Raw genomic sequence first — 19,583 nt, 5'->3', positions numbered from 1 at the left:
GTCGCTGGTCCGGACGGCCGGTTCCGACAGGCCGGTTTCGACAGGCCGGTTCCGACAGGCCGGTTTCGACAGGCCGGACCGGCCGACCGGCCTGGCCTGTCGGTCTGGCCTGTCGGTCTGGCCGGTCGGCTGGCAATCGTCGTGCGGCGTCGGCTTGGCGTGACGTGACGTGACGTGGCGTCGCGTGGCGTCGCGTCGTGTTCATCGGTTGGTCCGCTCATCGGATCAGCGCATCGCTCCTGTTTTTCGCTCGCTTTTTCTGGTCGGTTTCAGGTCAGTTGCGGGTAGCAGGTTTGATCCACAGCCAACTGGACTTATCCACAGGCTATTTGCTGAACCTGTGGACAACTGACGCTCCTTTTGGGCTATTTGAGCAATATGTGCCATGTGTAGGTCAGTTGAGGCTGATGCTTCCAAGTCGCTTGCCAGCAGGGCTCTTTCGACATTCGCCCGACTGAAATCGTTGCGATGCGAAGGGGCGTTGCGCACGCTCCCTGTTCCACTCGACGCTCACAGGGGCGGCTTGATCCGGGCGATGGCGCGCAACAGTCCGGGCGCGAGCCGGGACAGGAACCGCGCACTCCGTGCCTCCGAAGTGACCGGCACCACAGCCTGGTTGCGCGCGACAGCGCGCAGTACGGCGGCGGCGACCTTCTCCGGGGGGTAGCCGCGCAGACCGTACAGCCGGGCCGTCTTCCTTCTGAGCCGTTCCTGTTCCCGGGCCGGGACTCCGAGGAAACGCGCCGTGGAGGTGATGCCGGTGTTGACGACGCCCGGACAGATCGCGGACACCCCGATGCCCTGACCGGCCAGTTCGGCCCGCAGGCACTCGGTGAGCATCAGCACGGCCGCCTTGGACGTGGCGTACGCGGGCAGCACCCGTGAGGGCTGAAAAGCGACGGCCGAGGCGGTGTTGACGATATGCCCGCCCTCGCCCCGCTCGGCCATCCGCCGGCCGAAGAGGAGGCAACCGTGGATGACCCCCCACAGGTTGACGTCCAGGACCTTCTTCCAGTCCTCGGCTTCGGTCTTGAGGAAGGGCCCGAACAGTCCGACTCCCGCGTTGTTCACCAGGACATCGACGACGCCGTACTCCGCGGTGACCTTGTCGGCGAGCTGCGCCATGGCGTCTCCGTCGCCGACATCGACCTGCTCCGCCCAGGCTTCGGCCGCTCCGGTGCGGAGCGCCGACTCGGCTGTCTCCCGAGCACCTTCGCCGTCCACATCGACCACCACGATCCGGGCGCCCGCCTCGGCGAACGCGAGCGCGGTGGCCCGTCCGATGCCGCTCGCCGCACCGGTGACCAGGACGAGCCGACCGGCGAAGCGCTCGGCGTACGGACCGGTCGGCACGGTGGCCCCGGCCGGACGGTCGCCGGATTCCTGTGCGGTGACGAAGTCGTCTATCCAGCGGGCCAGTTGGTCCGGTCTGGTGCGCGGCACCCAGTGCTTGGCGGGCAGTGAGCGACGTATCAGCCCCGGAGCCCACCGCTCCAGGTCGTCGTAGAGCCGCTCCGACAGAAAGGCGTCGCCGGTCGGGATGATCAGCTGGACGGGCGCGTGCGCGTAGGCGTCGGTTCGTGGATCGCGCAGCCTGGGACGGACGTTGTCCCGGTAGAGCCACGCCCCGTGTGCCGCGTCGCGCGGCAGGGACGCGGTCGGGTACGGCCCAGGGGGGAGCTTCTCGGCCCGGCCGACGATCCGCGGCCACCGCTTGCCGAGAGGGCCGCGCCAGGCCAGTTCGGGCAGCGCGGGAGCGTGCAGCAGATAGACGTACCAGGACCTGGCGCCCTGCCCGAGGAGCTGACCCGCCCGACGCGGGGTGGGCCGGGCGGCCCGCTGCTTCATCCACAGCCCGAGATGGTCCAGGGACGGCCCGGATATCGAGGTGAACGAGGCGACGCGCCCCGCCGTCCTGGCCACGGTGACGAACTCCCAGGACTGCACCGAGCCCCAGTCGTGCCCCACCAGGTGGACCGGGCGGTCCGGGCTCACCGCGTCGACGACCGCCAGGAAGTCGTCCGTCAGCCTCTCCAGCGTGAAACCGCCGCGCAACGGACTCGGCGCCGTCGAACCGCCGTGGCCACGCACGTCGTACAGCACCACATGGAAGCGTCGCGCGAGCCGGACCGCGACCGCCGACCAGACCTCCTTGCTGTCCGGATAGCCGTGTACGAGCACCACGGTGGGCCGCGCCGTGTCGCCCAGCTCCGCGACACACAGCTCGACCCCGCCCGCCGGGATCCAGCGCTCCCGGGCCCCCGCGATCCGGGTCCCCTCGGTCCCCGTCCTCACGATCCGGGCGCCCTCGGTGCCGGCGCGCTCCGGCTCGGGCACCGTACGGTCTCCGTCGCTCATACCGCCTCCGCTTCCGGCTCTGTGTTCCCGCTCCTGGCTCTGCCCTGTCCCTGCTGTCCCTGCTGTCCCCGTCCTGCCCTGTTCCTGTCCCACCCCTGTTCCCGTCCGTGCCTCTGCCCAGCGTCCGTCTCTCTCCCTCTCCGCCGCCACACACCTCCGCCGCCACACACCCACGCCCCCCACTCCCACGGCCCCCGCCCGCGTGCGCTACGTGTCCGTAACGTGACACCGACGAATCTCGCAATGGTCGGCGGCCACGTCAAGGACACCGTCCTGCCTGTGGAAAACCCACCCGGAGTCCACCGCGTCGACCCTCGTGCCGAAGCCCCGTGAAGGGACTCCTTGAAGAAGCGCCCCGCGCCCCACCCGCGTCCCCTTACGTGGCCCTTACGGGTACCTACGCCTGGAGGCTGACACGGATACAGCCGCCTGGGCTGACGACCGGTGTGGCCGACACCACTACCTTCGAGGGGTGACTGTGATCGCGACCGAAAGCCTGAGTAAGAGGTTCCCCCGGGTAACCGCTCTTGACCGGCTCTCCTTGGACATCGGCCCCGGTGTGACCGGGCTGGTGGGCGCCAACGGGGCCGGCAAGTCCACCATGATCAAGATCCTGCTGGGGCTGTCCCCCGCCACGGAGGGCCGGGCCGAGGTGCTCGGGCTCGACGTCGCCACGAGCGGCGGCGCCATCCGCGAGCTGGTCGGATACATGCCCGAGCACGACTGCCTGCCGCCGGACGTCTCGGCCACCGAGTTCGTCGTACACATGGCGCGCATGTCCGGACTTCCCGCGACGGCCGCCCGCGAGCGGACCGCCGACACCCTGCGCCACGTCGGCCTCTACGAGGAGCGGTACCGCCCCATCGGCGGCTACTCCACGGGGATGAAGCAGCGCGTCAAGCTCGCGCAGGCCCTGGTCCACGACCCGCGACTGGTGCTGCTGGACGAGCCGACCAACGGCCTCGACCCGGTCGGCCGCGACGAGATGCTCGGCCTCATCCGCCGCGTCTACACCGACTTCGGCATCTCCGTCCTGGTCACCTCCCACCTCCTGGGCGAGCTGGAGCGCACCTGCGACCACGTGGTCGTCATCGACGGCGGGACGCTGCTGCGTTCCAGTTCGACCAGCGACTTCACCCAGACCACCACCACACTCGCGGTCGAGGTCACCGACACGGACACGCACCCCGACGGCACGGGGGCGCTGCGCGAGGCCCTGTCGGCGGCCGGCGTCACGATCCGCGCGGGCGCCGAGGAGGGGCTGCCGGGCGCCGGTCACATCCTCCTGATCGAGGCCAGGGGCGAGGAGACGTACGACACCGTCCGCGACACCGTCGCCGGGCTCGGCCTGGGGCTCGTACGGATGGAACAGCGCCGCCACCACATCGCGGAGGTCTTCCGCCCGCGTCAGGCGGAGGCGGACGGCCCGGGCGGAGACGGGGCGGACACCGCCGCCGCCCACCGGGACGCGGCCGACTACGCACTTCAGAAGGGAGGCGCCCGCGATGAGCAGTGAGATCCGGCCGCCCGGCACCGGGGCCGACACCACCCGTATCCACAACATCGGGTACCGCAACTACGACGGTGCGCGCCTCGGCCGTTCCTACGCCCGCCGTTCCCTGTACGTACAGTCCCTGCGCGGCGCGTATGGACTGGGCCGCTCGGCCAAGTCCAAGGTTCTTCCGATGATCCTCCTGGCCGTGATGTGTCTGCCCGCGGCGATCATCGTCGCGGTCGCCATCGCGACCGATCTCAAGAAGCTGCCGCTCGACTACACGCGCTACGCGATCTTCACCCAGGCGATCATCGGTCTCTATCTGGCCTCGCAGGCACCGCAGTCCGTCTCCCGCGATCTGCGCTTCAAGACCGTTCCGCTGTACTTCTCGCGCCCGATCGAGCGCGTCGACTATGTGCTCGCGAAGTACGGAGCGATGGCCTCCGCCCTCTTCGTACTGACCGGGGTGCCGCTGCTGATCCTCTATGTGGGCTCGCTGCTGGCCAAGATGGACTTCGCCGAGCAGACCAAGGGCTTCGGCCAGGGACTGGTCTCGATCGCCGTGCTCTCGCTGCTGTTCGGCGGACTCGGCCTGGTGATGGCCGCGCTCACCCCGCGCCGGGGCTTCGGTGTCGCCGCCGTGATCGCGACGCTGACCATCTCCTACGGAGCCGTGTCCATCCTCCAGGCGATCGCCTGGTCCACGGGGGAGCTGCCCGCCGTCAAGTGGATCGGCCTCTTTTCACCCATCACGCTCATCGACGGTCTCCAGAGCGCGTTTCTGGGAGCCACGTCGTCCTTCCCCGCGAGCGCGGGCCCCTCGGCCGGCGTGGGCGTGATCTATCTGCTCGTCGTACTCGGGCTCATCCTCGGCTCGTACGCCGTCCTGATGAGCCGTTACCGGAAGGTCGGGCTGTGACCACCATCAACATCGAGCACACCTCGCGCTGGTTCGGCAACGTGGTCGCCGTCAACGACGTCACCATGGCCATCGGCCCCGGTGTGACCGGTCTGCTCGGGCCCAACGGCGCGGGCAAGTCCACCCTCATCAACATGATGGCGGGCTTCCTCGCCCCCTCCACGGGCGCCGTCACCCTGGACGGGGAGCCGATCTGGCGCAACGAGTCCGCGTACCGGAAGATCGGCATCGTGCCGGAGCGGGAGGGGATGTACGACTTCCTCACCGGCCTCGAATTCGTCGTGGCCAACGCCGAACTGCACGGACTGGGCCCGAAGGCCGCCCGTGCCGCGCTCGCCACGGTCGAGATGGAGTACGCGCAGGACCGCAGGATCGGGACGTACAGCAAGGGCATGCGCCAGCGCGTGAAGATGGCGTCCGCGCTGGTCCACGATCCGTCGGTGCTGCTGCTCGACGAGCCGTTCAACGGGATGGACCCGCGCCAGCGCATGCAGCTCATGGATCTGCTGCGGCAGATGGGCGCCACCGGCCGTACCGTGCTGTTCTCCTCCCACATCCTGGAGGAGGTCGAGCAACTCGCCTCGCACATCGAGGTGATCGTGGCCGGGCGGCACGCGGCCTCCGGCGACTTCCGGAAGATCCGTCGCCTGATGACCGACCGGCCGCACCGCTATCTCGTGCGCTCCAGCGACGACCGCGCGCTCGCCGCCGCCCTGATCGCCGATCCGTCGACGGCGGGCATCGACGTCGACATGGCCGAGGGAGCCCTGCGCATCCAGGCCGTCGACTTCGGCCGCTTCACCGAGCTGCTGCCGAAGGTCGCCCGCGAACACTCCATCCGGCTGCTCACGGTCTCACCCTCCGACGAGTCCCTCGAGTCGGTCTTCTCCTATCTCGTAGCGGCCTGAGCGGCCTGAAAGGAGCTGTGACGTCATGTACAACCCCACAGTCGCCCGGCTCACCTACCGGGCCCTGCTCGGCAGGCGCCGGGCCGCGATCCTCTTCGTCCTGCCCGCGCTGCTGATCATGATGTCGGCGGCCGTCCGTGCCTTCAACGGTGTGGACGACCAGATCGCCTCCGATGTGCTGGGCGGCTTCGCGCTCGCCACGATGGTGCCGCTGATCGGCGTGATCGCGGGTACGGGCGCGATCGGCCCCGAGATCGACGACGGCTCGATCGTCTATCTGCTCTCGAAGCCGGTGAAGCGTTCGTCGATCATCTTCACCAAGCTGATCGTGGCGATCGCCGTGACCATGGCGTTCTCCGCCGTCCCCACCTTCGTCGCCGGGTGGATCCTCAACGGCAACGGGCAGCAGATCGCCATCGCGTACACCGTGGCGGCCCTCGTCGCCTCCATCGCGTACAGCGCGCTGTTCCTGCTGCTCGGTACGGTCAGCCGGCACGCGGTGGTCATCGGACTGGTCTACGCGCTGGTCTGGGAGACGCTCTTCGGCAGCCTGGTGTCCGGCGCGCGGACGCTCAGCGTCCAGCAGTGGGCCCTGGCACTCGCCCAGAAGATCGGTGGCGACGGCGTGATCACCTCGGATGTGACGCTGCCGCTCGCGGTGATCCTGCTGGTCGGGGTCTCCGTGGTCGCCACCTGGTACGCGGGGCGGAAGCTCCGGACGCTGACGCTCGCGGGCGAGGAGTGAGCACCGGGAGCACGGCACCTCCGGTTCGCTAGGACAACCCCCGCCCGAAAGGCGGGGGTTGCCGCGTAACTGTAGGGTTATCTGTTCGTTTGGCAGGGTGCGTGGAGGCAACTGGAGTTCGTGACGTCGAGCGTTCGTGAATCTGGGGATTGCCGGTGACCGGGTCGAACGGCCGCACCGGTCATTGAGTGAGAAAGCACCGTGAGCCGACCTCCACCCCTGAAGCCCGGGGAGAGGGCCGACCATCATCGGTTCACGAAGGGGAAGGCATTTCCATGCCACCTGAAGGTGCTCTGCTCGAATCGCGCGCGATGCGCGACAGCGTCATGGGGCGGGTCGAGGCGCTCGACAAGGTCAAGGCCCTGACGATGCTTCCGGACGGCATTCATGTCCGTACGGAGGACGTCGCGCGGTACTTCGAAGTATCCACAGGCGTCATCAGGCAGTTGACGGCGAGGCATCGCGCCGAGCTGTGCGAGAACGGCATGCGCGTGGTGCGAGGCGCTGACCTGCGACGCTTTCATAGTGACATGTTGTCACTATGGAGCGAGGGTCGAGGAGAAAGTTATCCACAGGCTGTCACCCAGTTGACGCTGCACCCCCGCCGGGCCGTACTCAACATCGCGATGCTCCTCCGCGACAGCGACATCGCGCGCCGCGTCCGTACGTATCTCCTCGACGCCGAGGAGGACCTGCGCCAGGGGTACGCGGACCTCGACCGACGCGTGACGAACATCGAGTCCTGCCTCGGCGGCGTCGGGGCCGCGCTTCAGGAGCTGGGGCCGGTCCTGAACCGGATGTCGTACCGGCTCGACAGTCTGGACCGCCGGCTCGACGCCACCAACCGGGTGGTGGCCGCGCTCAGCAACCGGCTGTGCGACGTGTCCGCCCGCCTCGACCGGGTCGACGCCAAGGTGGACGGCCTCGCCCATCAGGTGAGGGATCTGCGCCTGGGGCGCAGGCGCGGCTGATCCGCCGGTAGGGCCGGGCCGTGCGGTGGCCCGGCAGGTCCGTGTCCGCCCATGCCGCGGGGGTGACTCCGGGGCGGGCACGGGCCGTTGGCGAATATTCGGTGGCGCCGCAACGAGGTTCCGGGCAGAGTTGTGGTGGTCGGAAGACCCACAGACCGGGAGCGGAGCACGGCGATGACCGGGGATCCGAGTCCGTCGAGCTTCCAGCGGGGCACCACCGCGCAGGCACCGGAGTAACCATCATGACTCCGCGCAGCCGCCGGCGAGCTGCCCGGGGGTGGCCGCTTCGAGCGCGCATCCGCGCGGGCCACCCCTCCCGGACCACCTCCACGACCACCTGCGACGGCCAGACACACCTGAGCGGGCGGCACCTGAGCGAGGCGGCACCCGAGCGGGGCAGCACCCGAGCGGGGCGGCACCCGAGCAGGGCGGCACCCGAGCGGGGCGGCACCCGAGCAGGGCAGCACCTGAAGCGGGGCAGCACCCGGGCGGGGCAGCGCCACGCCGTCGCCTAACCGAGCAGCAGCTTCTCCAGCACAACCGCGATGCCGTCGTCCGCGTTCGACGCGGTGACCTCGTCCGCGACCGCCTTGAGCTGCGTGTGCGCGTTGGCCATCGCCACGCCGTACCCCGCCCAGCCGAACATGGGGATGTCGTTCGGCATGTCCCCGAACGCGATCGTGTCCGCCGGCTTGACGCCGAGCCTCCGCGCGGCCAGCGAGAGCCCGGTGGCCTTGGTCAGGCCCGGCGGCAGGATCTCCACGACGCCTGCGCCCGCCATCACCACGTCCACCAGACCGCCGACGGCCGCCTGCGCCGCCTCGGCCAGCGTGTCGTCGTCCAGCGCCGGATGCTGGATGTACACCTTGTTGAGCGGCGCGGCCCACAGCTGCGCCGGGTCGTCCACGAACAGCGCCGGCAGCGGGCCTTCCTGCACCCGGTAGCCGGGGCCGACCAGCACCTCGCCGTCCAGCCCGTCCCGGCTCACGGCCAGTGTCGGCGCGCCGATCCGCTCCTCGATCCGGGCGAGCGCCAGCTTGGCCAGCTGCCGGTCCAGGGTCAGCGACGTCAGCAGCCTGTGCTCACCGGCGTGGTAGACCTGCGCGCCCTGGCCGCACACCGCGAGACCTTCGTACCCCAGGTCGTCCAGTATGTTCCGGGTCCACGGCACGGCACGTCCCGTGACGATGATGTGCGCGGCGCCCGCGGCCGTCGCCGAGGCGAGCGCCGCCCGGGTGCGCTCGGAGACCGTGCCGTCCTCGCGCAGCAGTGTGCCGTCGAGGTCGGTCGCGACGAGTTTGTACGGGAACGGCGGAGCCGGCGTGGCCACCGCGGGTACGGTCTTCGCGGATATGGCCGTTGCGGGCGTGGCCTCCGCGGGCGCGGGCGTGGGATCCGTGCTCACTTGGCGATCGGCTCCAGGACCTCACGGCCGCCCAGATACGGACGCAGCACCTCGGGCACCCGTACCGAACCGTCCGCCAACTGGTGGTTCTCCAGGATCGCCACGATCGTGCGCGGTACGGCGCAGAGCGTGCCGTTCAGCGTCGACAGCGGCTTGACCTGCTTGCCGTCCCGCATGCGGACCGAGAGCCTGCGGGCCTGGAAGCCGTCGCAGTTCGACGCCGAGGTCAGCTCGCGGTACTTGCCCTGCGTCGGGATCCACGCCTCGCAGTCGAACTTGCGCGAGGCCGAAGCGCCCAGGTCGCCCGTGGCCACGTCGATCACCTGGAAGGGCAGACCGAGAGAGGTCAGCCACTGCTTCTCCCAGTCCAGCAGCCGCTGGTGCTCGGACTGCGCCTCCGCCGGGTCGACGTACGAGAACATCTCGACCTTGTCGAACTGGTGGACCCGGAAAATGCCCCGGGTGTCCTTGCCGTACGTACCGGCCTCGCGGCGGAAGCACGGCGAGAAGCCCGCGTACCGCAGGGGGAGCTTGTCCGCGTCGATGATCTCGTCCATGTGGTACGCGGCGAGCGGGACCTCCGACGTACCGACCAGGTAGTAGTCGTCCTTCTCCAGGTGGTACACGTTCTCCGCGGCCTGGCCGAGGAAGCCGGTGCCCTCCATGGCGCGCGGGCGGACCAGCGCGGGGGTGAGCATCGGGATGAAACCGGCCTCGGTGGCCTGCGCGATCGCCGCGTTGACCAGGGCCAGCTCCAGCAGGGCGCCGACCCCCGTCAGGTAGTAGAAGCGCGAGCCAGAGACCTTGGCACCGCGCTCGACGTCGATGGCGCCCAGCGCCTCGCCCAGCTCCAGGTGGTCCTTGGGCGCGAAGCCCTCGGCCGCGAAGTCGCGGACCGTGCCGTGCGTCTCCAGGACGACGAAGTCCTCCTCGCCGCCGACCGGCACGTCGGGGTGGACGACGTTCCCCAACTGGAGGAGGAGCCGCTTGGCCTCGTCGTCCGCCTCGTGCTGCTCGGCGTCGGCCGCCTTCACGTCGGCCTTCAGCTGCTCCGCCTTCTTGAGCAGCTCGGCCCGCTCCTCGGCGGAGGCTTTGGGGATCAGCTTTCCCAGCGACTTCTGCTCGGAGCGCAGCTCGTCGAAGCGGACGCCGGACGACCTGCGCCGCTCATCGGCGGAGAGCAGGGCGTCGACGAGCGCGACGTCCTCTCCACGGGCGCGCTGGGAGGCGCGAACACGGTCGGGGTCCTCACGAAGCAGGCGAAGGTCAATCACCCCACCAGGCTACCGGTGTGCACCGACAGCGCCCACTCGATAGTCGCGGGCGCGGCTATTTGTCCAAATTGCGGTAATTGGGGAGGGTGGGGAGAAGCCTCGGTGGACCGCTCGGCGCACGCTCTCGGTTCACGCTTCGTTCGTCAATAAAGGGGGCGGCAATTCCCCGGAATGAGGCATTCCGGTGCTGCCGTCTTGACTCATCACCCTTGCGGAGGGCGGGACTTGGGGTGGCTCGTCGTGCGCGTTGTCCACAGAAAAGGCGAGTCTGGCGGAGTTATCCACAGGCTGTGTGGGAGGTCTGTGGATCACGGAATTCAGGGGCGGGAAGGTCGCGGAAGGTCTGGGGAATTCCCGCCCTAAACCGGCTTGGCGCACTCATTCGGGTGGGAATTACTCGCTCTAACGAGTTGATCACTGGAATTGAGCTGACACGGGGCGACCTGGCGCCCTGTGGATGGAAGTGAGGCACCTGGGGCGATTTGTCGACTGTGTCGGTTGTCGCTGTCGACTTGTCCCCAGGTCGAGAAGCGCGCCTGTGGATAACTCTCCCGAGCATCCACAGCCCCCGGGATCCGCCGGGGCGCGGGCGCCCGCCTTCGAGACCGGCGGCGCCCGCTTTCGCTGTCAGCGGCGCCCGCTCCCGAGGTCAGGCGCGGCCGTCCTGGCTGCGCGCCAGCCACTCGGCCGCCTCGATGAACTCCGAGTCCGAGGTGCCGGGCCGCAGCGTCCGTACATCCGCCGGGGACACCCCCGCGCGGGGGTAGGAGCCGAGGAATCGCACCTTGGGGCAGATCCGCTTCAGCCCCGTCAGCGCCTCGCCCACCCGGCGGTCGGCGATATGGCCCTCGGCGTCCACGGCGAAGCAGTAGTTGCCGATCCCGGCGCCGGTCGGCCGTGACTGGATCAGCATCAGGTTGACCCCGCGCACCGCGAACTCCTGAAGGAGTCCGAGCAGCGCTCCGGGGTGGTCGTCGCCCAGCCAGATGACCACCGAGGTCTTGTCCGCGCCGGTCGGCGCCGAGGGCCGCGCCGGCCGGCCCACCAGCACGAAGCGCGTCTCCGCGTTCTGCGCGTCGTGGATCTCGGTGACCAGGGGGACGAGCCCGTAGGTCGCCGCCGCGAACTCTCCGGCGAAGGCGGCGTCGAACCGGCCCTCCTGCACCAGCCTGGCCCCGTCCGCGTTGGACGCGGCGGACTCCCACCGCGCATCCGGCAGATGGGTCCGCAGCCAGTTGCGCACCTGCGGCTGGGCGACCGGATGCCCGGTCACCGTCTTGATGTCGGACAGCCCGGTCCCCGGCCGTACGAGCAGGGCGAAGGCGATCGGCAGCAGCACTTCGCGGTAGATCATCAGCGGCTCGCCGGACGCCAGTTCGTCGAGCGTCGCGGTGACACCGCCCTCCACCGAGTTCTCGATCGGTACGAGTGCGGCCGCGGCCTCGCCGCCGCGTACGGCGTCGAGGGCCGCCGGGACGGACACCATGGGGACGAGTTCTCGCGTGGCGGCTTCCGGGAGCGTGCGGAGAGCGGCTTCCGTGAAGGTGCCCTCGGGGCCGAGATACGTATAGCGCGTGGCCGACATACGGTCACCTTAATGGGCCGACCGGGGTCGTCGTTCCCGGCCGACGGGCTCCCCGGCCGAGCGGGCGGGCGCGCTCGCCGTGCGCCGCGTACCCGCCGCCGTACCCGCCGCGCCGGGGCGCATATATACGTACATGCGTACCCGTGTTTACGACTCCAGTAGCCGCTGACCCACGTACTCCCCCTGCCGCGCGCCCCCCGGCACCGCGAACAGGCCGCTCGACTCGTGGCGGATGAACGCCGACAGCGCGTCTCCGCGGTCGAGCTTGCGCTGTACGGGTACGAAGCCCTTGAGCGGGTCGGCCTGCCAGCACACGAAGAGCAGCCCCGCGTCCGGTACGCCGTCGGCGCCGATCCCGTCGTGGAAGGAGAAGGGACGGCGCAGCATGGCGGCCCCGCCGTTCGCCTCCGGCTTGGAGATCCGGGCGTGCGCGTTGACGGGGATGACGGGCTTCCCGTCGGAGCCCAGCCGGTCGAGGTCCATCTCGGTGGTCTCCGTGCCGCCGGTGAGGGGGGCGCCGTCGGACTTGCGGCGGCCGATGACGCGCTCCTGCGCGCCGACGCCGAGCTTCTCCCAGTCGTCGAGGAGCATACGGATGCGACGTACCACCGCGTACGAGCCGCCCGCCATCCAGTCGGGGGTGCCGGCCGGCGGATTCGCCGGGACGAAGATCCGCTGCTCGTAGTCCGGTTCGGACGGCCGGGGATTGCCGGTGCCGTCGATCTGGCCCATCAGGTTCCGGCTGGTCATGGGGTGCGGGGTCGCGCCGGGCGAACGGTTGAAGCCGCTCATCTGCCACCGCACCCGGGCCGCGGCCCCCGCGTCCTTCTGCAGGGTGCGCAGGGCGTGGAAGGCGACCAGCGCGTCGTCGGAGCCGATCTGGATCCACAGGTCGCCGTCGCTGCGCGAGGCGTCGAGCCGGTCCGAGGAGAAGGCGGGCAGCGGGTCCAGTGCGGCGGGGCGCCGGTCGGCCAGGCCGGTGCGGCCGAAGAAGCTCCGGCCGAAGCCGAAGGTCACGGTGAGGGAGGACGGGCCCGCGTCCAGGGCGATGCCTGTGTCGTGGCCCACGGCGGGGTCCTCGCCGCTCGTTCCGTTCTTTCCGCTCGTTCCGTTCTTCCCGTTCGTCGCGCCGGACGTTCCCGTGCCGCCCGTGGCCGGTTCGCCGGCCATCAGCGCCCGCGCCGACGCCGACCAGCGGCGCAGCAGCGCGGCGGCCTCTTTGCGGCCCGCACCCGGCAGCAGGTCGAAGGCGATCAGATGGCCGCTGGAGTGCATCGGGGTGGTGATGCCGGGCTGATGGGCGCCGTGGAAGGGGACGGAGCCGGTGCCGATGGTGGTCAGGGCGGCCACCGGCTCCGGGCGCCCGGCCGCGTAGCCGGTGGCGCCGCCGACCGCGCCGAGTGCCAGGCCCGCGGCGCCGGCGGCCCCCGCCGTGCCGAGCAGCCGACGCCGGGAGATGGCGGTGGCGGGGGCGTCGCCGAGGTCGTCCCCTGCGGGGGGAACGCTGCCGGCGCCCGAGGGGGCGGGGGTGCGGGCCTGGTTCTGGCGGGTGTCGCTCACGGTGGGTCAGCCGATCTTCACGTTCTTGTCGACGGTCGTCTGGTCGATGTCGGAGGTCCGCACGGTCAGTTGGAGGAGCCACTCGCCCGGCATGGGGATCAGTACGGGGTCCGCCTTCCAGCGTCCCGTACCGGCGCGCTCCGGGGTGACCGGCAGTGGGCCGATCTTCTTGGCCTTGAGCGTGAAGGCGGCCTTGACCTCCGGCACGTCCAGCGGCTTTCCGTCGGGTCCCTCGACGCTGAGGTCCATCACGTTGGAGCCGGGGGACGCCGGGTCGAGGGTGAGCCGTACGGTGCCCCGGCCGTTCGCGCCGCCCGTGTCGAAGGGCACGCTGAGGGTGACGGGCCCCTTCTTCTCGCCGGGGGCCGCGGCCGTACCGCCGCCTCTGCCCACCTCCTGCTCGACCGTGCGGCCCGGTTCCGTCGTGGTCAGCACGGTCGTGACGGCGAGGAGCACCACCGCGACACCGGCCTCCGCCAGTACGGAATGACGCAGTCCGGTACGCCCGGGATCGAGGTCGCGGTTCCGCTTCTGGCGTGCTGTTGCCATTGCGGCTTTCTGGCGTGCGAGCTGGGTAGCTCTCTCACTGTCACCGACGACGACCGTCGTCGCGGCGGCCCCGGCGGTCCTCCCGGTCCCCGGTTCCGCGGCGGCTTCGGTCGCCTCGGTCACCCCGGTCTGCTCCGTCACCTCGTCCTCGGCTCCCCCTGTCCGCTCGGTCACACCGGTCCGTTCGGTCACCCCTGTCCGCTCGGCCATCTCGTCCCCGGCTGCCTCGCCCGTGGCGGCCGTATCTTCCTCCGACCGCTCCGACCGCTCCGACCGCTCCGACCGTTCCGACCGTTCCGACCGCTCCGCCAGCCGTCCCGTCCACCGCCGGGAGAACCAGGCGATACCGACCATCAGGGCGACGAGCCCGATCTTGACCAGAAGGAGCTGCCCGTATGACGTCTCCCAGAGCGCCGACCACGATCCGACCTGCCGCCAGGACTGGTAGAGCCCGGTCGCCGCGAGCACCATGACGCTGATGAAGGCGGTGCGGGAGAAGCGCCGGACCGCCGCGCTCTCCATGAAGGGCGCCCGGTAGAGAGCGACGAGCAGCGCGGTGAGGCCGCCGAGCCAGATGGCCACCGCCAGCAGATGCAGGACGTCCACCGGCATGGCGAGTCCGGTCTGGATACCGGTCGAGGCGTGTTCGGCGAGCGCCCAGGTCCCGGCGATCCCGGCCGCGACGACGGTGCCGCCCACGACGAGGCCGAAGGTGAGGTCCTTCTTCTCCTTGCTCTCCTGCTCGCTCTCCCTCTCGTCCCCGGAGGTCTCGCGCCTGGCGTACGTGCCGAAGAGGACGGCGATGATCAGTGCGGCCGCGCCGAGGAGCAGCAGCCGGGAGACGAGTGCCGCGCCGGTCTTGGTCGCCAGGACGTCCTGGAGTCCGTCCAGATCGAAGGCGTCCGCCAGCTTGCCCGAGCCGGTGTACGGGCTGCGCAGAAGCAGCAGTACGAGTGTGGCGCCGGTCAGGGCCAGCCAGCCCTGGACGACGAGGCGTTGCAGCGGCCGTACGGAAGCGCCGCGCTGCCAGCAGCAGAGGATGAAGGCGGCGCCGCCGACGAGCAGGATGTAGCCGGCGTACGAGACGTAGCGCGCGATGTCGTACAGGGTGCCGACCAGGCCGCCGCCGGCCTGCTCGGCGGGCAGGGCTGCGGTGGTCTCCGAGGGGGCCCCGATGGAGAAGGTGAAGGCGCCGGAGATCGGGTGGCTGTCGGCCGAGACGGCCCGCCAGGCGACGGTGTAGGTGCCGTCGGCCAGTTCGGGGTTGAGGCCGACGCCGTACCGCACGGTGCCGCCACTGCTCAGGTCGATGATCTTTCCGGTGTCGGCGCGCTTGCTGTCCGGATCGAGTACGCGAATCGAGTCGGCGCCCAGCGCGACCTGTTCGGAGAAGGAGAGGGTGATGTCCTTGGGCGCGGTGGCGACCACCGCCCCGTCCTCGGGGGTGCTGCCGGTCAGCGCGGCGTGTGCCGACGCCGTACCGGAGAGCACGGTGAAGACGGTGCCGATGAGCACCGTGGTGACGAGCAGCAGGCGCACCAGGGCTATGGCTCTGGTGGGGCCGGCGGTTCCGAAGCGCGGGGCGGTGGCTGTCATGACGTGTCTCAGTCCCTCGGTCAGTGTGTGGCCGGGTTGTGGTTGGTCTCCTTCACGGGAAGTTCGACCTTGATCGGGTCGGCCTTCTCGAAGTGCAGTTCGATGCCGACTTCCTGCCCTTGGACGGGCCGCTTCTTGAGGTGGGTGAACATGATGTGGTTGCCGCCGCGTTCGAGATCCAGCTCGCCCTCGGCGGGGATGTCGAAGGACTCCACTTCCCGCATCCGCTGGTTCTCGGTGCGGTGGATCGTGATGTCGTCGGAGATGTCGCTGGTGATGGAGGTGAGGCGGTCGGCGGAGCGGCCGCTGTTGGTGACGGTGAGGAAGCCGGCCGCCATGTCGCTGACGGGCTGGGGCATGTAGCCGCCGCTGATCTTCAGTCGGGGCGAGCCGCCGGAGGCGTCGGACGAGGAGGCGGATGACGTGGAGGAGCAGCCGGTCGCGGCCAGGACCAGCACGGCGGTGAGACCGCCGCAGAGCGCCAGGGGTGCGCGGCGGATCACGGGTTCTCCCCCTTGATGATCTTCGGCAGGTCCTTGGCGTAGTCGTCGGCGGTGGCGTCCTCGCCGTACAGGACATACCCGGCGTCGGTCTTCGGGGAGAACGCGATGACCTGGGTGCCGTGCATGGAGGTGACGGTGCCGTCCTTCTCCTTCGTGGCCGCGTCGATGCCGATGCCGAGCTGACGGGCGCCCGCCTGGATGGTGGAGAAGTCGCCGGTGAGACCGATGAAGGACGGATCGCCCGCGCTCGGCAGCCACTTGGCGAGTTCGGCGGAGGTGTCCCGCTCGGGGTCGGTGGTGACGAAGACGACCTGGAGCTTCTCCCGGTCGGCCTCGGGGAGCGACTTCATGGCGATGGCGATGTTGCTCATCGTCAGCGGACAGACGTCCGGGCAGTTCGTGTAGCCGAAGTAGACCAGCGTCGGCTTGCCCTTGGTGGCCTTGCGGAAGTCGTACGGCTTGCCCTTGGTGTCGTCGAGGACGAGGTCCGGCTTCTTGAACGGCTGGTCGAGCACGGTCGCGGCCCGGGTCTTCGCCGAGGCGGAGACATCGGCGATCGGCTTCGAGGCGGTGTCGTCGCCGCTGCCGCAGGCGGTCAGGGTGAGGGCCGCCGCGACGGCGAGCGTGGCGACGGTGGTCACGGTCTTCTTGCGCATGAGGATGTGTCCTGGTGCTGAGTGGTGTGGTGCGGGCCGTCGCGGCGCGCGAGGCCGGAAGGGACCCGGCCCCGCGCGCCGCGAGGGTCAGTCACGGTGCGTGGTGCGGGCGCGTGCGCGGACACGGGGGCGCGAGGCGTACGGCGTCAGGCCGTACGTCCTGCGGCGCGCGTCCTGCGGTGCGTCCCGCCGTACGTCAGGCGGTGCGTCAGGCGGTGCGGCGGCGGCCGGCGAGGATTCCGTAGGCGACCCCGGCCACGCCGACGACGATCCCGATGATGCCGAGAACGCGGGCGGTGGTGTCGCTGCTGTCGGCGGAGGCCGCGGCGTCGGACGTGGAGGCGTTGTCGCGGTCCGCGTCGTCCTGCTCGGTGCCGGCCCCGGCCGTGGCCTTGTCGGCCGAGCTGCCGTGTCCGCCCTCGGCGGCGGCCGTGAGCTTCAGGACGGGTGCGGGGCTGTCCGGCTCCGCCGCGCCTTCCTTGGTCTCCTCGATCCAGCGGACGACCTCCTTGTTGTCGTACGTCTGGAGGGCCTTGAAGACCAACTGGTCGGCGTCCTCGGGAAGCTGCCCGACGGAGAGCGGGAACTGCTGGAACCGGCCGGCCTCGATGCCCGGCCCGGTCTTGCCGCCGGTCGCGGTCCACGTGACCTTGGAGACGGCCTCGGTGATGGTGTTGCCGTGCATCTCCAGGGGCTTCGCCAGCTTGTCCTTGGTGACCTTGATGTCCCAGCCGGCCACCGGCTGCGGCATGACGGACGCCAGCGGGTGGTCGGCGGGGAAGTTGACTTCGAGCTTGATGGTGGCGGAGTCGTCCCGCTCGTTGGGCACCTTGAAGTTGATCGTGGCGTAACCGCCCTTGGCCGCCTCGCCCTGCGGCTGCACGCTGACGTGCGCGGAGGCCGGGCCCGCCAGCAGCAGCAGCGCGCCCGCGGCGATACCGCCGGCGACGCAGAGGCGGGAGACGTTCCTGGCCGAAGCCGAAGCCGGGGTCGCAGGGGAGGCCGGGGTCGCCGGGGAGGACGAGGACATCGAGGGGGCCGAGAACCTTGAGAAGGCTGAGAACACGGAGACACTCCACGGTGTGAGGTGAACAGGCGTACCGGTCAGGAGCACCGCGACGCGGACGCGCGGCGGCACGGCGACGGCAGGCACCCCCGTCACCCGACCGTCCTCGCGGACTGCGGGGTGGTGAGCGGAGTGCGGCGCGCGTCGCGTCAGGCTGCGAGAGCGCATACGGCCGGAGGGCCGCGCCTGATCACCGAGTGCTGGAGTGTCTCCCCGCCGGACAGCGGGGGAGGCGCGTGGGAGGTGCGCGGGGCGCGCGGGCGCGGCGCGCGGGTGCCGGGCAGCCCGGCGAGCATCGCCCGTACGAGCGCGAAGGCCGCGCGCAGGGCCCGCAGCGCCGCGTTCTCCGTCACGTCCCCGATGCCCTGTGCCGAGAGCCGGCCGAGCCGGAGCAGCGCGAGATCGCCGTGCCTGAGCAGCCAGCCGGCGGCGAGGGCGGCCAGCAGATGCGCGAGAAGCATGGGCAGCGACGGCAGCAGACCGGCGCTCATGCCGTCCCCCATGCCGCCGCCCGCGACCCCGCCCGCGACCCCGCCCGCGATCCCGTTCGTGACATCGGCGGCGATCGAGCCGGCCCCGCCGGTCACCATGTGCTGATGGACGCCGCCCGCCGCCGAAGCCGCCGCGCCTGCCACGCCCGCCGAGTCCGCGGGGCTGAGCCCCGCGTCGGCGACGATCCGCTGCGCGTCGACCGGGCTGAGTGAACCGGGGCCCGCCCCGCACACCAGCTTCGCGGCCATCCTGATCAGTACGTCGTCCCTGGCCGCCGACGCCGTGAGGTGCTGCTGCCCCAGACCGAAGAGGCTGTGCAGGCCGAACTGACCGCCCGCCAGGGCCACGACGATGGAGGTGGTGGAGCGGGTGCGTCCCGAGAGCGTCGCGGCGACCGCGAACACGGCGAGGAAGCCGATGAGCAGCGTCCACCAGGGCACCGGGGCGCAGGCCGCCACGACATGTCCCGTCGCCGACAGCACGACGCAGAGCGCGGTGAACACCGCGGCCCTGAATAGCCGCGGTGCCGCTGTGGCACGAACGCGCACGGGAATGGACATGGCCGGGTCATCATCGCACTGCGGCCGTACGCTCCGTGGGGCAGGTCCGGAAGGTCAGCGTCTGCCCCCGTACGCCGCGCTTCACGCGGCTCGTCCCGTACCTGCCGAGGCCCGTCCGGCCGTACCCCCGCGTGTCCGGCGGGGAGTGTCTTCGCCGTCCTATACACCGGCCCGCGTTCCATTCGCGTCCGCCGAATGAGGGATATCACGACAATCATGTGCTTACGGCCGGAGGGGAAGGGCAATACGTATCGGTATGTCGAGCCGCAGCCAGGAGGCTGGAGCATGAGCATCTGGTGGTCTCTCCACTTGCGGCGCGAAGCCGCGAGCGTTCCGCTCGCCCGGCGCCTGCTGCTCGGCACCATGGAGACCGCGGGGGTCGATCCGGACGTCTCCTTCGATCTGTCGGTCGCCCTCGGCGAGGCGTGTGCGAACGCGGTGGAGCACGGCGGCGGCGAGGACTCCGGCGAGCTGCCCGGCGCGTATCGGGTGACGGCCTATCTGGACGGCGAGTTGTGCCGTATCGAGGTGTCCGACTCGGGGCCGGGCTTCCCCGCCCGCCGTCTCACGTCCCTCGCCGCGCACGCCCCCGCGCCGGCCGTCGCGCCCGCGCCCGCGCTCCCGCCCGCCGTGATGCCTGCGGTGGGGCCCGCGCCCCTGTCCGCGCCCGTCGCGCTCGCCCCCGCGCCGCCGCCCGCCGCCCTCATGGCCGAGAGCGGCCGGGGGCTGTGTCTGATCGAGCAGCTCACCGACCATGTGTATGTGCGCAACCGGCCGGGGCACGGCGCCGTGGTCAGCTTCGACAAGACCCTGAAATGGCGGGAGGACGCCCTGCTCAGGGCCGTATGAGCCGGCACTGAGCAGGGCGTCCTCCGGGAGAGGGCCGGCCGGTCCGAAAAATTCCGGCAGGTCCGGGAGCCCGGGAGAGCCCGAGATACGGG

General features: G+C 70.6%; 16 protein-coding genes. 6 read left to right on the top strand and 10 right to left on the bottom strand.

The window, feature by feature from the left end:
• Positions 1 to 510: 510 nt before the first annotated feature.
• On the bottom strand, positions 511 to 2,358 hold the full coding sequence (locus tag ACFY6S_RS22120) for an SDR family oxidoreductase (RefSeq protein WP_388824141.1): 1,848 nt from the start codon (positions 2,356 to 2,358) through the stop codon (positions 511 to 513).
• Positions 2,359 to 2,836: 478 nt separating this feature from the next.
• On the opposite strand from ACFY6S_RS22120, the gene ACFY6S_RS22115 reads away from it, so the two are divergent.
• From ACFY6S_RS22115 to ACFY6S_RS22095, 5 genes are all read left to right on the top strand, one after another.
• Positions 2,837 to 3,874: an ABC transporter ATP-binding protein gene (locus ACFY6S_RS22115; protein WP_388824850.1), complete on the top strand. Its 1,038-nt coding sequence runs from the start codon at positions 2,837 to 2,839 to the stop codon at positions 3,872 to 3,874.
• A complete protein-coding gene (locus ACFY6S_RS22110; protein WP_388824139.1) occupies positions 3,864 to 4,772 on the top strand; it encodes an ABC transporter permease in 909 nt (302 codons plus the stop codon). Before ACFY6S_RS22115 ends, ACFY6S_RS22110 begins: the two co-directional genes overlap by 11 nt.
• Positions 4,769 to 5,680, top strand: a complete 912-nt coding sequence (locus ACFY6S_RS22105) for an ABC transporter ATP-binding protein (protein ID WP_388824137.1) — start codon at positions 4,769 to 4,771, stop codon at positions 5,678 to 5,680. The genes ACFY6S_RS22110 and ACFY6S_RS22105 overlap by 4 nt, the downstream gene beginning before the upstream one ends.
• 25 nt (positions 5,681 to 5,705) lie before the next feature.
• Entirely contained in the window at positions 5,706 to 6,425 is a 720-nt protein-coding gene (locus ACFY6S_RS22100) for an ABC transporter permease (RefSeq protein WP_388824135.1), read from the top strand.
• 275 nt (positions 6,426 to 6,700) lie between these two features.
• Positions 6,701 to 7,396 carry a hypothetical protein gene (locus tag ACFY6S_RS22095; protein WP_388824133.1) on the top strand — a complete coding sequence of 232 codons (696 nt, stop codon included), beginning with the start codon at positions 6,701 to 6,703 and terminating at the stop codon, positions 7,394 to 7,396.
• A 511-nt stretch (positions 7,397 to 7,907) separates the two neighbouring features.
• On the opposite strand, the gene ACFY6S_RS22090 is transcribed toward ACFY6S_RS22095, so the two are convergent.
• The 9 genes from ACFY6S_RS22090 to ACFY6S_RS22050 all read right to left on the bottom strand — a co-directional run bounded on the left by ACFY6S_RS22090 (position 7,908) and on the right by ACFY6S_RS22050 (position 18,585).
• Positions 7,908 to 8,726 carry an HAD family hydrolase gene (locus tag ACFY6S_RS22090; RefSeq protein WP_388824131.1) on the bottom strand — a complete coding sequence of 273 codons (819 nt, stop codon included), beginning with the start codon at positions 8,724 to 8,726 and terminating at the stop codon, positions 7,908 to 7,910.
• A 71-nt stretch (positions 8,727 to 8,797) separates the two neighbouring features.
• A complete protein-coding gene (serS, locus tag ACFY6S_RS22085; RefSeq protein WP_388824129.1) occupies positions 8,798 to 10,075 on the bottom strand; it encodes a serine--tRNA ligase in 1,278 nt (425 codons plus the stop codon).
• Between the two features lie 649 nt (positions 10,076 to 10,724).
• Positions 10,725 to 11,660: a prephenate dehydratase gene (gene pheA / locus ACFY6S_RS22080; protein ID WP_388824127.1), complete on the bottom strand. Its 936-nt coding sequence runs from the start codon at positions 11,658 to 11,660 to the stop codon at positions 10,725 to 10,727.
• Between the two features lie 147 nt (positions 11,661 to 11,807).
• Complete coding sequence (gene efeB, locus ACFY6S_RS22075; protein WP_388824125.1) at positions 11,808 to 13,220, bottom strand: iron uptake transporter deferrochelatase/peroxidase subunit; 1,413 nt, start codon at positions 13,218 to 13,220, stop codon at positions 11,808 to 11,810.
• Positions 13,221 to 13,226: 6 nt separating this feature from the next.
• Positions 13,227 to 15,365 (bottom strand): copper resistance CopC/CopD family protein, encoded by a 2,139-nt coding sequence (locus ACFY6S_RS22070; protein ID WP_388824123.1) that lies wholly within the window; start codon positions 15,363 to 15,365, stop codon positions 13,227 to 13,229.
• Between the two features lie 20 nt (positions 15,366 to 15,385).
• Positions 15,386 to 15,865: a copper chaperone PCu(A)C gene (locus ACFY6S_RS22065; RefSeq protein ID WP_388824847.1), complete on the bottom strand. Its 480-nt coding sequence runs from the start codon at positions 15,863 to 15,865 to the stop codon at positions 15,386 to 15,388.
• Positions 15,865 to 16,524, bottom strand: coding sequence for an SCO family protein (locus tag ACFY6S_RS22060; RefSeq protein WP_388824121.1), 660 nt, complete (start codon positions 16,522 to 16,524; stop codon positions 15,865 to 15,867). Before ACFY6S_RS22060 ends, ACFY6S_RS22065 begins: the two co-directional genes overlap by 1 nt.
• Positions 16,525 to 16,732: 208 nt before the next feature.
• Positions 16,733 to 17,554 (bottom strand): YcnI family protein, encoded by an 822-nt coding sequence (locus tag ACFY6S_RS22055; RefSeq protein WP_388824119.1) that lies wholly within the window; start codon positions 17,552 to 17,554, stop codon positions 16,733 to 16,735.
• A 185-nt stretch (positions 17,555 to 17,739) separates the two neighbouring features.
• On the bottom strand, positions 17,740 to 18,585 hold the full coding sequence (locus tag ACFY6S_RS22050; RefSeq protein ID WP_388824118.1) for a hypothetical protein: 846 nt from the start codon (positions 18,583 to 18,585) through the stop codon (positions 17,740 to 17,742).
• 342 nt (positions 18,586 to 18,927) lie between these two features.
• Here ACFY6S_RS22050 and ACFY6S_RS22045 point away from each other — a divergent pair, with 342 nt between their 5' ends.
• Entirely contained in the window at positions 18,928 to 19,491 is a 564-nt protein-coding gene (locus tag ACFY6S_RS22045; protein WP_388824116.1) for an ATP-binding protein, read from the top strand.
• Positions 19,492 to 19,583 lie beyond the last annotated feature (92 nt).

The sequence above is a fragment of the Streptomyces sp. NPDC012835 genome, from assembly GCF_042900885.1.
Taxonomy (GTDB): Bacteria; Actinomycetota; Actinomycetes; order Streptomycetales; family Streptomycetaceae; genus Streptomyces.
Note: the sequence above shows the minus strand (reverse complement) of the source record. Positions and strands in the feature narration are given on the sequence as shown.